The sequence below is a fragment of the Pseudomonas syringae KCTC 12500 genome (assembly GCF_000507185.2).
Taxonomy (GTDB): Bacteria; Pseudomonadota; Gammaproteobacteria; order Pseudomonadales; family Pseudomonadaceae; genus Aquipseudomonas; species Aquipseudomonas syringae.
In genome coordinates, this window is sequence record NZ_AYTM02000002.1 from 5,485,811 (window position 1) to 5,502,232 (window position 16,422).

Consider the following 16,422-nt stretch of genomic DNA (forward strand, 5'->3'; position numbering starts at 1 on the left):
TATCAAGCATCCTTGGAAAGGATAGAGAGCAGTTCGCTTTCGGAAAGCGAAGCCATTTCGTGTTCCAGGTCCATCAGGTCGTCCGAACCGTACTGCGCCAGTTGCAGAGTGGTGATCAGATCGGCCAGGGCCAGCAGTGAGGGATGTTCGAACAGCCCCCGCAGGGGGACTTCGACGCCAAAGGTTTCGCGCGCCCGCAGAATGACTTGCACTGCCAGCAGCGAATGCCCACCGAGTTCGAAGAAATTGTCGTGACGGCCCACTTGCTCGATCCCCAGCAGCTCTTGCCAGACATCCGCGATGGTCTGTTCGATTTCGCCTTGCGGTGCCTCGTAGGCGCGGCTGGCAAACGCGTCCTGGCCCGGGGCTGGCAGCGAAAGACGGTCCAGCTTGCCGTTGGGTGTCAAAGGCATGGCCTGCAGATGCACATAGGCACTGGGCACCATGTAATCGGGAAGCGCCTCCATCAGTGCGGCACGCAGTTGCTCGACGGGTACAGGGTCGCCGCACAGGTAGGCGATCAAACGCTTGCTGTCGGACTGGCCAGGCGTACTTTCACGTGCAACCACCACAGCTTCGCTAACACCGGCACAGGCACCCAGCACCGCCTCGATTTCGCCCAACTCGACACGGAAGCCCCGTATCTTCACCTGATCGTCATTGCGCCCCAGGTATTCGAGGGTGCCGTCTGCGCGCCAGCGAGCAAGGTCACCCGTCTTGTACAGACGGGCCGCCGGGTCGTTTGTGAACGGGTCGGCGATAAAGCGCTCGGCACTGAGTTCAGCGCGGTTGAGGTAACCACGGGCAACACAGATCCCCCCGATATACAGCTCCCCGGCCACACCCAGCGGCGCGGGAAGGCCTGCGCTATCCAGCACATACAGTTGCGTGTTGCGCACCGGTATACCGATTGAACGGAAGTCCTCGTTGTCGCGCTCCATCAGGCGAATCGAGGCATTGACCGTGGCTTCGGTCGGACCGTAGGCGTTGAACAGCGCCGGACGATGCCCTTCGCGTTCGAACCACTGCGCGACAGCCTGCTTGCCCACCGCTTCGCCGCCAATCATGAATTGGCGCAGGCAGGTTGGCAGTGGTACATCGGCATCGCGGCTTATCTGTTGCCAGAAGACCGTGGGCAGGTTGGCGACGGTAATCGCGTATTGCTCGCACAAACTGGCAAAGGCCGCAGTGCCGGCGATCCAGGCATCGCTACGCAATACCAGGGCGGCACCGGACAGCAAGGCGCCGAAGATCTCTTCGACCGACATGTCGAAGGTCATGGTGGCAAATTGCAGGACACGATCCTGCGGGTTGAGGCCATAGCGTTCCTGCAATGCACCGATCTGGCTGCATACAGAGCGGTGTTCAACCATTACGCCTTTCGGTTTGCCGGTAGAACCGGAGGTGTACATCACGTAACACAGGTGCCGTGAGGTCAGCTCGGTGAGCTGCGGGTTGGTGTCGTTGCCCGGTGCGTCCTCCAGTCGCAGGTTGGGGATCGACAGCGCCGGCAGTAGTTCTTCGGTCAGACGGCCCTGGCTCAACAGAACCCGTGGCGAGCTGTCGTCGAGCATGTGTTGCAGGCGGTCCTGTGGGTAGTTCGGGTCAAGCGGCACATAGGCCCCGCCTGCTTTCAGGATGGCGAGGATGCCTACGATCATTTCCGGACTGCGTTCCACCAGCAGCGCTACGCGTTCGTCCGGACGCAGGCCCGCTTCGATCAGGCGATGTGCAATGCGGTTAGCCCGTGCGTTGAGTTCGGCATAGGTGAGGCTGCACTGCGCATCGACCAGTGCGATAGCGTCGGGTTGCGAGCGCACCTGCGCTTCGAACAGATGCTGAATGCACAGGTCCGTCGGGCCGTCATGGCGGTTTTGGTTGAAGGTCTCCACCAGCAGGGTGCGCTCGGCGCCGGGCAATACATCCAGTTGTGGGAGGGGAATATGCGGCGCGTGCGCCAGCGCTTCGGTGAGTTGCTCAAGCGCGCACTGCGTCATGGCGCACAGGCGATGTGGGTCCACCGACTCCACGCTGTGTATCAACAGACCGAGGTCATTACCGTAATCATTGACCGACAGGCACAGCGGGTAGTTGGTCCGCTCCTCGCTGTCGAGCATGCGCATGCCCGGCCATTGCAACTGACTGTCATCGCTCTGGTGCCGGTAGTTGAGCAGGGTGGTGAACAGCGGTGCCGACGTGTCCACACTGCTGCAACGCTGGGCCAGGGCCAGAGACGCCTGCTCGTGGTCGAGCAATTCGGTGAGGTCACGGTGGGCCGCGAGTAGCAGTTCATGTGCGCCTTGGGCTGCCAGTTGCACGCGCACCGGCAAGGTGTTGATAAACACGCCCATGGCCCGTTCGGCACCTGCCGAACCTTGCAGTCGACCCGCCACCACGGTGCCGAACACCACGTCATCACGACTAGTGCAGCGGGCCAGTACCTGTGCCCAGGCGACATGGAACAGTACCGCCGGGGTCATCCCGCGCTCCCGCGCCTGAGCGCGGATGCGTCGGGACAGGTTGCTGCTGAGTAGCACCTCGGCTTGTTCAATGTTATTGCCGTCGCCTTGCACTTCCATCAGGTCAAAAGGCGCGGTGCTCGCATCCACATCGGCGAGTCTGCGGCGGAAGTAGGCCTCATGGACTTCGGCCGGAACGGCCTGGGTCTGGGCGATGAACTCTCGATAGGGCTGTGGTGCAGGGAGGCTGTCGCCCTGGCCGTGGAGAATCGCGTTGATTTCTTCCAGGACCACTTCAAGGGTGACATGGTCGCTGGCCACATGGTGGTTGAGCAGGGCCAGCAGCCAACGTTCCGAGTGTGGATCACGGGCAATGCAGGCGCGCATCAGCGGCGCCTTATTCAGGTCCAGACGCAGATGCTGCGGATCGCTCATCGCATACAGCTGCTCCAGCGCGTCCTTGTCGCTGTCGAGGGTAATGCTGTGTACCGGCAGGTGCGCGTGACGTTGCACCACTTGCACGGCTTGGGGCAGACCCTCCCAGTGCACGGCGGTACGGTGGATGTCATGGCGCTCAATCACCACCTGCAACGCCGCTATAAAAGTATCGAGATGCTGGCGGTTATCGAACTCGATCATCGAGCGCATCAGATAGGCATCGCCTTCCTGGCCGAGCAGGTGATGGAACAGGATGCCTTCCTGCAACGGCGCCAACGGGTAGATATCCTGAATGTTGGCGGCACCGCCGGGTACCGCAGCAACAATCCGTTCAAGCTGGGCGGCGCTCAGTTGCACCAGTGGCAGCATGTCCGGGGTCAGGTGCGTGCAGTCAGCCGGGATGCGATTGGCCGGTGCCTGGAACAAGACGTGTTTGTCCTGGCTGATGGCCAGGGCCATTTCGCGCACGCTGGGCGCCGTGAAAACCGCGCGCACGCTGGCACTCAGGCCATGCTTGCGCAGACGGTCGATCAGGCTGACGGCGAGCAGTGAGTGGCCGCCGAGTTCGAAGAAACGGTCGTGACGACCGACCCGTTCAACCCCCAGCAGTTGCTCCCAGATCTGTGCAATAACCTGCTCAACCGGCCCTTCAGGCGCCTCGTAGGCACGGCTCGCGTAAGCGTCCTGACCCGGTTCGGGCAACGCGCGGCGGTCGAGTTTGCCGTTGGGCGTCAGGGGCAGGGCGTCGAGCACCACGAAGGCACTCGGCACCATGTGCTCGGGCAGACGGTTCAGCAGCTCGGCACGCAGTTGCTCCGCTGCGGCAGGTTCACCACACAGATAGGCCACAAGACGCTTGTCGTTGGCGTGTTCGCTCTGGTGATCGCGGGCAATCACCGCGGCTTCACGAACACCCGGCAAGCTGCCGAGCACGGCTTCGATTTCACCCAGTTCGACGCGCAGCCCACGGATTTTCACCTGATCGTCGTTGCGTCCCAGGTACTCCAGCGCGCCGTCGGGGAGCCAGCGGCCGATGTCGCCGGTTTTGTACAAGCGGGCGTCTGCGTGGTCTGCGAACGGATTGGCAACGAAACGCTCGGCGCTCAGTTGCGGCAGGTTGAGGTAGCCACGGGCGACGCCCACGCCACCGATATGAATCTCTCCGCGCACGCCCACAGGCAACAACTGGCCGTGATCGTCCAGTACATGCAGCTGCATGTTGCGGATCGGCTTTCCGATGGGCATCGAACGGTCGTGGTAGATCGCCAGGTCAGAATCGGCCACGTGCCAGGCAACCACATCGCTGCACTCGGTCGGGCCGTAGCTGTTGATCACGGTTGGCCGCGGCAGGCCGAGCTTTTCCAACATGTTGATCTGAATCGGCTCGCCGCCCAGAACCACGCGCTTGAGGCACGCCATGGATTTATCAGTATCGGCGTCTACCAGCGCGTGGAAAGCGCTGGGCGACATATTGAGGTGGGTAATACCGGCAGCGGCAATCTGCGCAACGATGGCGTCCGGGTTGAACGGCTCCTCGGCCAGGTGCAGCGCAGCCCCGACCATCAGCGGTGCGAGGATGTTCTTCTGGGTCAGGTCGAAGTTGTAGGAGGAAGCCAGCAAAACCGCATCCTCGGCATTCAACGCCAGGTCGTCGATGTACCAGTCCAGCAGATTGCGCAGGCCCCGATGCTCGACCATCACTCCCTTAGGCAGCCCGGTGGAGCCTGAGGTGTAGATCACATAGGCCAGGTGACCAAAGTTCAACTCTGCGACCTGCGGGTTGTGATCGGCGACGTGCTGCAGCGACGGACAGCCCAGCTCCAGCGTGGCCAGGCCCTCCGGCAGTGGCAGCGTGTCAAGCCCTTGCTGGATAACCAGTACCTTTGGCGCGCTGTCGGTCAGCATGTGTGTCAGGCGCTGCGCCGGGTATTGAGGGTCCAGCGGCACATAGGCGGCGCCAGCTTTGAGGATCCCCAGCAGCCCGATCACCATTTGCGGACTGCGAAGGGCGCAGAGACCAACGGTGTCGTCGGGGCGTACACCCAACGCAATCAAACGGTGGGCGATGCGGTTGGCCTCGGCGTTCAGAGCGGCGTAACTGAGGGTATGCCCTGCGCAGACCAGCGCCACGGCATCCGGCGTCAGCGCTGCCTGTGCTTCGAAGGCACGCTGCGGCAGACGTTGCAGGTGCTCGTCCAGGGTCAGGGCGGGTGGATTGAACGTCACCAGCAGTTGCCGGCGCTGCTCGGCATCGAGCAACGGCAGGCTCGCCAGTGGTTGAGTGACGTCACTCAGCAGGGCGTCGAGCAATTGCAACAAGTGGCGACTCCAGCGCGTGATGGTGCTGGGGTCGAACAGGTCGGTGGCGTATTCAAAACGACCGTGAATGCTTTCGCCGTCGTCATTGAGCGACAAGGTCAGGTCGAACTGTGTGGTGGCGGTGGCATCGGGCAGCGCAGTCAATTCCAGACCTGGCAGGGTCAGGGCTTGATCCCGTGGGGTATTGCCCAGTACCAACATGGCCTGGAACAAAGGGCTGTGAGCAAGGCTGCGCTGCGGTTGCAGGGCTTCAACCACTTGTTCGAAAGGCAGATCCTGATGGCTGTAGGCGTCGAGGGTGATGGCCTTGACCTGCGCCAGCAACTGATCCACACGGCTGTGCGCCTTGACGTCGACGTGCAGGGCCAAGGTGTTGACGAAGAAGCCGATCAGGGCTTCGGTCTCCTGGCGCGTGCGGTTGGCCACCGGCGTCCCGATCACCACCTGCGGCTGGTTGCTCAGGCGTGAGAGCAGGATCGACCAGGCCGCGAGCAGGGTCATGAACGGGGTCACGTTCTGTTGCAGGCTGAACTGCCGCAAGCGGTGACTGAGCTGCGCCGGCAGTTCCAGTGGCAGGGTCGCGCCCTTATAGCTTTGCACCTGCGGGCGTGGATGGTCTGTGGGCAGCTCCAGCAGCGCCGGTGCGCCGCTGAGGTGTTCGCTCCAGAACCGGGTCTGTTGCTGCAGGCGTTCGCCTTGCAGGTGCTGTTGCTGCCAGACGGCATAGTCGGCGTATTGCAAGGCCAGCGGCAGCAAAGGGTCGTCGAGGCCCTGGCTGAACGCGCTGTAGAGACGGTTGAGCTCGTCAATCAAGATCGCCACAGACCAGCCATCGGAGACGATGTGATGCTGGGTCACCAGCAGGATATGTTCGTCCTCGGCCAGTTGTAGCAGGCGTCCGCGAATCAGCGGGCCCTGGCTCAGATCGAACGCTGCATGGACTTCAGCCTCGTTCAGTTGCCGGGTCATTTCCTGCTGTGCATCACCGGCGAGGTTGCGCAGGTCGTGCTCGGCCAGGGCAAAGCCGATGTTTGCAGGAGCAAAGCGCTGGCTGATTTTTTCGTCCTGCTGTTTGAAGGTCGTACGCAGGCTTTCGTGACGGGCGACGATGCGGTCCAGCGCACGTTGCAGCGCAGGGCGGTCGAGTGTACCGCGCAGGTGCAGGGCCGCTGGCATGTGGTAAGCGACGCTGGCAGCGTGGTCCAGTTGATCGAGGAACCACAACCGTTGCTGGGCCAGGGACAGTGGCAAGTCCTTGGCGCGTGAGACCACTTCAATCGGCTGAACCTGCGACTGGGCGGTTTGCTCCACACACTCGGCCAACGCCAGCAGAGAGCCCATGCCGAACAGCTTGCGCAGGTTGATCTCGACGCCAATATCCTGGTGCAGACGGGCTTGCAGTTGCACGGTCAGCAGCGAATGGCCGCCCAGTTCGAAGAAGTTGTCGTGACGACCGATTTTTTCCATGCCCAGCAGGTCGGCCAAGATCGCCGCCAACCGAGTCTCGGTCTCGCCTTTGGGCGCTTCGTAGTGGCGATGGGCAAAGTCATCGGCGCCCGGTGCTGGCAGCGCTTTGCGGTCGAGCTTGCGGTTCGGCGTCAGTGGCAGTGCGTCGAGGATTACGAAGACACTCGGCAGCATGTATTCAGCCAATTGCGGTGCCAGTTCGGCGCGCATCTCTGTCACATCAAGAGTTGTCTCGGGCTGGGCGACCACATAAGCCACCAGGCGTTTTTCGCCCGGACGGTCTTCCAGAGCGATGACCACCGCCTCCTTGACCCCAGTGCAACTGCCAAGACGCGACTCGATCTCGCCCAGTTCGATACGGAACCCGCGGACCTTGACCTGGAAGTCATTACGACCAAGGTATTCGATACGACCGTCAGCCATGTAGCGCGCCAGGTCGCCGGTTTTGTACATCCGTGCATCCGGCTTGTCGCTAAACGGGTCGGTCAGGAAGCGCTCGGCATTGACCTCGTCAAGGTTGAGGTAACCGCGTGCCACACCGTCGCCACCGATGAAAATCTCACCGGCCACGCCATAGGGCACCGGCCGTTGATAAGCGTCGAGCAGGTAGATGCGCGTGTTGGCCATTGGCTTGCCAATAGTCGCGTTTCCGCTTTCTTCGCTACCGGCCAGCGCGTCGTGGCTGACATATGCAGCGGTGCAGGACACCGTGGCCTCGGTCGGGCCGTAGGTGTTGATCAGCAGGGTGTGCGCCGGGCGTAATTCATCCCAGAGTTTGAGTTTTTGTGCCGACAGCGCATCGCCCGTGACGTTGATAAGGCGCACCTGTTTCAGGCGTAGCGCAGCGATCTGCGGTTGCTTGTGCCATTCGGCAACCAGCGTGTGCCAGTGAGCGGCGGTCAAGTGCAAGACGGTCGGATGAATGTCGTGATCGTCCGTGCCTGTGCTACCGAAAACTTCACGGCTGGGCGCTAGGGTGGCACCGGCCAGCAGCGCCGGAAAGATTTCCTCCACTGACAGGTCGAAATTCAGGGTGTTCTGTTGCAGCACCGTGTCTGCCGGGGAGAGAGCAAACAACTGCGCCGCATCGATGCCGTAGTTGACCAGCCCGCGGTGCTCGATCATCACGCCTTTGGGATTACCGGTAGAACCGGAGGTGTAGATCACATAGGCGAGGTTGCGTGCGCCGAGGTTTTCCAACACTGGGTCGTCATCACGCTCGGTCAAGGTCTGGCGTTGATCATCGTCGAGCAGCACCAGCGGTATCGCCAGCGTCGGCAAATACTCCTCCAACCCGCTTTGGGTCAGCAACGCCGACGGCCGGCTGTCGTCGATCATGTAAGCCAGACGTTCGGCAGGGTAGGCCGGGTCCAGCGGCACATACGCGGCACCGGCCTTGAGCACGCCGAGCAGGCCGATCATCATTTCCACGCCACGCTCGACACAGATAGCAACCCGGTCATCAGGACCGATGCCCAAACCGATCAGGTGATGGGCCAGATGGTTGGCCTGGCGGTTCAGCGCGGCATAACTCAAGCGCTGCGTCTGGAAGGCCACCGCGATGGCGTCGGGTTGCGCCCGCACCTGCGCTTCGAACAGGTGCTGGATGCACCGGTCTGTCGGGTAGTCCTGGGTGGTCTGGTTGAAGGTTTCCAGCAACCGGGTGCGCTCGGCATTGGGCAGCACATCCAGTTGCGTAAGGACGATGTGCGGCGTGTGAGCCAGCGCCTCGGTCAATTGCTCCAGCGCGCACTGCATCATGGCGCACATGCGTTGTGGCTCCACCGGCGCCACGCTGTGCATCATCAGGCTGAACTCATCGCCGTAATCGTTGACGGTCAAGTCCAGCGGGTAGTTGGTCCGCTCGGCGCTGTCGAGCAGGCGCAGACCCGCCCACTGCAAACGACTGTCGCGGCCCTGGTGCCGGTAATTGAGCAGGCTGGTGAACAGCGGCACCGCAGTGGCCACGCCGCTGCAACGCTGGGCCAGGGCCAATGGCGCCTGTTCATGGGCCAGCAACTCGCTGAGGTCACGGTGGGTGGCCATGACCAGTTCGTGGGCGCCTTGCGCTGCAAACTGCACGCGCACCGGCAGGGTGTTCATGAACATGCCCATGGCCCGCTCGGCACCTGCCGTACCTTGCAGACGACCAGTGACCACGGTGCCGAACACCACATCATCGCTGGCGGTGCACCGCGCCAGTACCTGAGCCCAGGCGACATGGAACAGCACCGCCGGGGCTATCCCGCGTTCCCGAGCCTGAGCCCGGATAAGCGCGGTGAGGTTGCCGTGCAGTGGCAGTTCGGCTTCTTCGATGTCATTGCCATCGCCCTGAACTTCCAGCAGGTCGAACGGCGCAGTGGGTGACTCGACGTCGGCCAGGCGCTGCGTGAAGTAGGCTTCGTGGACCGCGGACGGGGTAGCGAGTGTCTGTGCGACAAACTCGCGATAAGGCTGCGCGGGCAGCAGGTCGGCACCCTGGCCTTGCATCAGCAAACGAATTTCTTCGAGCACGATCTCTTGGGTAACGTGGTCACTGATCATGTGGTGATCGATCAGCGCCAGCAGCCAGCACTCGGAGTGCGGGTCGCGGGCGATGTAGGCACCCATCAGTGGCGCCTGTTGCAGGTCCAGGCGCAAGTGCCGTGGATCACTGAGGCGATCCACCTGGCTGAGCGCGTCTTCATCCGGCGTCAGGGTAAGGACATGCACCGGTAATTGCGTCTGGCGATGAACCACCTGCACCGCTTGCGGCTGGCCGATCCAATGCACCGATGTGCGCATGATATCGTGGCGGTCAATGACCGTTTGTAGCCCTTCAAGAAAGGCATCAAGGCGCACACGGCTGTCGAACTCGATCATCGAGCGCACCAGGTACGCATCACCTTCATGGTCCAGCAAGTAGTGGAAGAGGATGCCCTGTTGCAGCGGTGCCAGCGGGTAAATGTCTTGGATGTTGGCCGCGCCACTAGGAACGGCGGCGGCGATCAGGTCGATCTGCGCGGCGCTCAACTCAACCAGCGGCAACATGTCCGGGGTCAGCTGCGTGCAGCCGGCCGGGATGCGGTTGGCTGGTGCGTGGAACAGGGTTTGCGTGTTCTGGCTGATGGCGTGGGCCATTTCGCGCACGCTGGGCGCGGTGAACACGGTGCTTACGCTAAGGTTCAAGCCTTGCTTGCGCAGGCGGTCGATCAGACTGACGGCCAGCAACGAGTGACCACCCAGTTCGAAGAAACGGTCATGGCGGCTGACCTGCTCGATGCCCAGCAAGTCTCGCCAGACACCCGCAACAATCTGCTCGATCTCGCCCAACGGCGCTTCGTAGGTACGGCTGGCGTAAGCGTCATCCGCAGGCATCGGCAAGGCCTTGCGGTCGAGCTTGCGGTTGGGTGTCAGCGGCAAGGCGTCAAGGATCACGAACGCGCCTGGCAGCATGTATTCGGCCAGTTGCGGCGCCAGTTCGGCACGCAGGCCGGCGGCATCCAGGGTCGCCTGTGGCTTGGCGACGACATAGGCCACCAGGCGCTTGTCGCCAGGGCGATCTTCGCGCGCGATGACCACGGCTTCCTTGACCCCGGCGCAGTTGGCGAGACGGGCTTCGATTTCACCCAGTTCGATACGGAAACCGCGCACCTTGACCTGGAAGTCGTTACGGCCCAGGTACTCGATCCGGCCATCGGCCATGTAGCGCGCCAGATCGCCAGTTTTGTACATTCGCGCATCCGCGCTGTTGCTGAACGGATCAGCCAGGAAGCGTTCGGCATTGACCTCATCAAGGTTGAGGTAGCCGCGTGCCACACCGTCGCCACCGATGAAAATCTCACCGGCCACGCCATGCGGTACCGGTTGCTGGTGGGCATCAAGCAGGTAGATGCGGGTGTTGGCCATCGGTTTACCGATGGTTGCGTTGCCGCTGCCTTCGCTGCCCGCTACCGCATCGTGACTGACATAAGCGGCGGTGCAAGACACCGTTGCCTCGGTCGGACCGTAGGTATTGATCAGCAACGTGTGCGCCGGGCGCACTTGATCCCACAGCTTGAGCTTTTGTGCGGACAGCGCGTCGCCGGTCACGTTGATCAACCGAACGTGCTGCAAGCGTTGTGCGGCGACGTTTGGCTGGCTGTGCCATTCGGCTGCCAGTGTGTGCCAGTGAGCCGCGGTCAAGTGCAGGACAGTCGGATGAATGCCGTAATCTTCAGTGCCTTCGCTGCCGAAAATGTCACGGCTTGGCGCCAACGTGGCACCGGCCAGCAGGGCGGGGAAGATCTCCTCCACCGACAGGTCGAAGTTCAGGGTGTTCTGCTGCAGCACAGTGTCGGCCGGAGACAGGCCGAACAGGCGAGCTGCATCGACGCTGTAGTTGACCAGCCCGCGGTGCTCGATCATCACGCCTTTCGGATTACCGGTGGAGCCTGAGGTGTAAATCACATACGCCAGGTTGCGTACGCCGAGGTTTGCCACCACAGGGTTGTCATTGCGCTCGGTGAACGTGTCGCGCTGATCGTCGTCGAGTAGCACCAGCGGCACCGCCAGTGCGGGCAGACGGTCCTGCAATGCGCGCTGCGTCAATACTACCGACGGGGTACTGTCCTGAATCATGTAGGCCAGACGTTCCGCCGGATAAGCCGGATCCAGCGGCACATACGCACCGCCGGCTTTGAGCACGCCGAGCAGGCCGACCATCATTTCCACGCCACGCTCAACGCAGATGGCAACACGATCATCCGCACCGATGCCCAGGCCGATCAGGTGATGAGCCAGACGGTTGGCCTGGCGGTTCAGTTCGGCATAGCTCAAGCGCTGCGCTTGAAAAGCCACGGCGATAGCGTTGGGCTGCGCCTGAACCTTTTCTTCGAACAGTTGATGAATTGTGCTGTCCTGCGGATAGGGCACGTCGGTCGCGTTGAGTGTCAGCAACAGATGCTCACGTTCAACCGCATCGAGCAACGGCACCTGTTCCAGCACTTGCTGGTCATCGGCAACCATGGCTTCCAGCAAACGCTGGAAGTAGCCCAGATAGCGGGCCATGGTGCTTTCATCGAACAGCGCCGTGGCGTACTCCAGTGTGCCCAGCAGACGGCCTTGCGCTTCGCCGATGTCCAGCGACAGATCAAACTTGGCCAGCGTGTTGCTCGGGCTCAGGCTTTCCAGTTGCAGATCACCGAGCACGAAGTTCATGTCGTTGGTGTCTTGCCAGGTCAACATCGCCTGGAACACCGGGCTGTGCGCCAGGCTGCGCACCGGCTTGACGACTTCAACGACTTGTTCGAACGGCAGGTCCTGGTGCGCCTGCGCCTCAAGGGTCTGCTGCTTGACCTGCGCCAGCAGAGTCTCTGCGGTGGGTTTGTCACTGAGGTCAACGCGGATAGCCAGGGTATTGACGAACAGGCCGACCAGACCTTCGATTTCACTGCGCGTGCGATTGGCCACCGGAGAGCCGATAACCACATCGTCCTGCCCGGCAAGACGGCCCAACAGTGCCGCCCAGGCGCTGATGACAGTCATATAGAGCGTCGTGCCGTGACGTTTGCTCAGAGCCTTGAGGCCAAGGGTCAACTGTTCATCGAAGGCGATGGGCAAGGCGGCGCCCGCGTAATCCTGTTGCGCCGGACGCACCCGGTCGGTAGGCAACATCAACAGCGCCGGAGCATCTGCCAGGGTTTGCTGCCAGTAGCGGGTTTGCTCTTGCAGCAGATCACCGCTGAGCCAGCGGCGCTGCCACACGGCGTAATCCAGGTATTGCAGCGGCATTGGTGCCAGCGGACTTTCCTGACCCTGGCTAAACGCTGCGTACAGCGCAGCCATTTCTCGGGTCAGCACGCCCACCGACCAGCCATCGGAGACGATGTGGTGCAGGGTCAGTAACAACACGTGATGGTCGGCAGCCATGCGGATCAGGCGGCCGCGAATCAATGGACCCTGTTCCAGATCGAAGGGTTGCAAGGACTCTTCGTCAGCCAGCGCCTGAAGCGTGTGCTCGGCATCCGGCACGCCCTGCAAATCGTGCAGTTGCAGGTTGAAACCGTTGTCCACAGGGCTGATACGTTGCAGCGGCTGTTGGTCAGCGCCCTGGATGAACGTGGTGCGCAAGCCTTCGTGGCGCGCAACCAACTGCTGCAGTGCCCGTTGCAGGGCCACGCTATCCAGCGCTCCGCGCAGGCTGAGGCTGGCGGGCATATGATAGGCAGCGCTGGCGCCTTCCATCCGGGCCAGAAACCACAGGCGCTGCTGGCCGAATGACAACGGCCAGTCCTGATCGCGCGCCACCGGCAGGATGTCCGGCAAGGTGCTGCGCCCGGCTTGGGCGATGACCTGAGCCAGGTCGGTCAGTTCGTGGTGGGCAAACAACGTCGCCAGACGCAGTTCGACGCCCAGTTGCTGGCGAATCTGCGAAATCAAGCGCACGGCCAGCAACGAGTGACCGCCCAATTCAAAGAAGTCATCGCGGCGTCCGACCCCGGTCAGGTCAAGCAAGTCTTGCCAGAGATTGACCAGAGCGACCTCGATATCGCCCACCGGCGCCTCGTAGCCATGGCTGATCACCGAATCAAGATCCGGTGCAGGCAGCGCCTTGCGATCGAGCTTGCCGTTTGGCGTCAGCGGCAGGCTGTCCAGGTGTACAAAGGCACTGGGAACCATGTATTCAGGCAGGTGTTTGAGTAACTCTTTACGCAGTTGTTCGGCAGGGGCCGGTTCGCCACACAGGTAGGCGACCAGGCGCTTGCTGTCCGGTTGCGCTGGATCATCGGCGCGGGCAACCACTACCACTTCGCGCACACCGGCGCACAAGGCCAGGGCGGCCTCGATTTCGCCAATCTCGATACGCAAGCCGCGAATCTTCACCTGAAAGTCATTGCGGCCCAGGTATTCCAATGCGCCATTGGCCAGCCAGCGACCGACATCGCCGGTTTTGTACAGGCGTGCCTGCGGGTTGCTGGAAAACGGATCGGCGATAAAACGCTCGGCGCTCAGCTCTGGCTGGTTCAGGTAACCCCGCGCCACGCCGATACCGCCGATGTGCAGCTCGCCGGCAACGCCCAGAGGTTGGACCTGACCCAAGGCGTCCAGCACGTGCATCTGAATGTTGGCAATCGGGCGACCGATAGGCACGCTTTCGCCGGGGTCTGTCGGGCGGCACTCCCAGGCTGTAACGTCGATGGCCGCTTCGGTCGGGCCATACAGGTTATGCAGCTCGACACCCCGCAATTGTTGCTCGAAGCGTCGTTGCAGGCTGCGTGGCAAAGCCTCGCCGCTGCACAGTACGCGACGCAGCTGCGGAAAGTCACAGGAAGAGCGGTGTTCCAGAAACAGGTCGAGCATCGACGGTACGAAGTGCAGCAGGGTGATACCTGCATCACTCATGACCTGAGCCAGGTAGTCCGGCTCCTGATGGCCACCGGGGCGCGCCATGACCAGTTCGGCACCGGCAAGCAGCGGCAGGAAAAACTCCCAGACAGAGACGTCGAAACCGAACGGAGTCTTTTGCAGCACGCGATCACTGCTGTCCACTTGATAGGCGTCGCGGGCCCAGAGCAGGCGGTTGACCACGCCCAGGTGTTCGTTCATCACGCCTTTAGGCGTACCGGTAGAGCCCGAGGTGTATAGCACGTAGGCCAGATGATTGGGCTGCAGCCCCAGGACTTTGGCATCCGGGTTACCGGTTGGCTGCGCGGCGAGTTGCGCACTGTCATTGTGGTCATCGAGGACCAGCACTGGCACGGTACTATTCAGCGCCGACAGGTCGTCCAGCAGGTCATGGCGGGTCAGCACGGCACGCGGGGCGCTGTCGCTGAGCATATAGGCCTGACGTGCGCTGGGCAGGTCAGGATCAATCGGCACATAGGCGCAACCGGCCTTGAGAATACCCAACAGCGCCACGACCATTTCCGGGCCGCGACGCAGGCTTACCGCAACCCGCGAGTCCGGTTCCACACCCAGTTCGATCAGGCGATGAGCGAGCTGGTTGGCCTGCTGGTTGAGTTCGGCGTAAGTGAGCAGCGGTCCGCTGTCGCTGCTCACGGCGCACGCATTCGGGCGCTGGGCGGCCTGTTGTTCGATCAGTTGATGGATCAGCACGTCACGGGGGTAGGCATGAGCCGTGTCGTTGAACGTCAGCAGGTGCTGGTGCTCGTCCTCGCCGATGAGCGGGAAGTGTGCCAAGGGCGTCTCGTGGTGCTCCAGTACCGCTTCGAGCATCGCGAAAATGCGCTCTTGTATGCGCTGGACTTCTTCAAAGGTGAAATAGGCGGTGTTGAAGTTGAAATCCAGGTGTACGTCTTCGGCTGGATGGTAGTCACGCACGAAGATCGCCATGGGCGTCTGCTCGTAGCCGTTGTCCAGCATGAGCACGCGTGCCGGGGTACTTTGTCCGTATGTTGCGTCGCCGTCGAAGCTTTCGAACGACAGCGAAACATCAAACAACTGGCGTCGCCCGGCGTGTGCCAGATGCAGGCTGCGGTTGAGTTCAGCGATGGGGAAACGCTGGTGGCGGTAGGTCTTGCGCAGTTGTGTCCCGACGGTATTCATCAGATCCACCAGCGAGCCTTGGGGATCGAACGCCAGGCGAATCGGGCTGACCGAGGAGAACATGCCGACCGTGATCTTCTGTCGTGCAGTGGTGCGGTTGTGTACCGGCATGCCAACGACGATTTCATCGACCCCCACGGTGCGGCAGAAGTAGGTACCGATCACGCTGACCAATAAATGCGCCATGGACAGACTGCGTTCGCTGGCAAACTTCGTGAGGGCACTGTAGAGGGCCCGGGGCAACATGGCCTGAACCTGGGTACTGGGAGCCAGCACGTTGGCAAGGCCAGCCTTGAAGTCGGCTCGGCGTTGCAGCAGTGACGGCGGGAGTTGTGCGTAGGTTTGCTCCCAAAACAGGCGGTCGCGGTCGTAGCGACCCGATTGCAGATAAGCTCTGTCTTCTTCGAGGAACGACAGGTAGGAAGGCCCCTCGGGAACGTCATCATTGCCCACCAGCAAGCCGTTGTAAGCATTATCCACGGCATGCCCGACCAGCACCGCACCGATACCGTCGACCACCAGGTGATGGAAGCGGTTGAACCAGTAGTAATGGTGCGGTCCGCAGCGCACCAGACGCGACTCCCAGAGCTGTCCGTTCAGTGATTCAAAGGGCTGCTGAAAGGATTTGCGCAGGTAGTCCATTGCCAGACCGGCATCGTCATCCGCCTCGGAAAAGTCCACCACCTCAAGTGTGAACCTGACTTCTGGCAGCACCTGCTGACGGCCGAAACCGTCGGCGTGACTGAAGCTCAGACGCAGGGCGTCATGGCTGTCGACGACCATTTGGATGGCCTTCTCGAACAGCGGGATGTTGATCTCGCCACAGATATCCAGGGACATGCCGATGTTGTAGTAGGGCAATTCCGGGTGTGCGATCTGATCGAGCCAGATACCTTGCTGAACCGAAGCCAGTTCGTGAGAAGCGCAGGCTTGCGCGGATAGCTTTTCGGGCGAGGAATCCATTGCGTAACACCTGTTTTCCGGATCAGTGGGGCGTCTCCAACCGAGGGCAGTGGCGCACGTTAGTGAACGCGTGGAGAAAGAAACTGCCGGTCGCCGGGACAAGGGGAAGCTGTTGAAAAAATTAGAGTATCCACCGGGGGATGTCTGTCATGGGAAGCAGGGACACCGTGAGGAGACGGCCATTGCGGCGCTTGGGCGGGTCACTTGAGTCTGTTATATCAACTCTCGTTTAGTGTCTTTGTGAGGGTCG

The 16,422-nt window shown here is 61.8% G+C and carries 1 protein-coding gene and 1 pseudogene; both read right to left on the bottom strand.

Features of this window, described 5'->3' with window-relative positions; all coding sequences use genetic code 11:
• Nucleotides 1-2: 2 nt before the first annotated feature.
• Nucleotides 3-12,950: an amino acid adenylation domain-containing protein gene (locus V476_RS24305; protein WP_412779300.1), complete on the bottom strand. Its 12,948-nt coding sequence runs from the start codon at nt 12,948-12,950 to the stop codon at nt 3-5.
• Nucleotides 12,951-12,998: 48 nt separating this feature from the next.
• Nucleotides 12,999-16,172, bottom strand: a pseudogene (locus tag V476_RS29505) (non-ribosomal peptide synthetase); the annotation flags it as partial.
• Between the last annotated feature and the right edge of the window lie 250 nt (nt 16,173-16,422).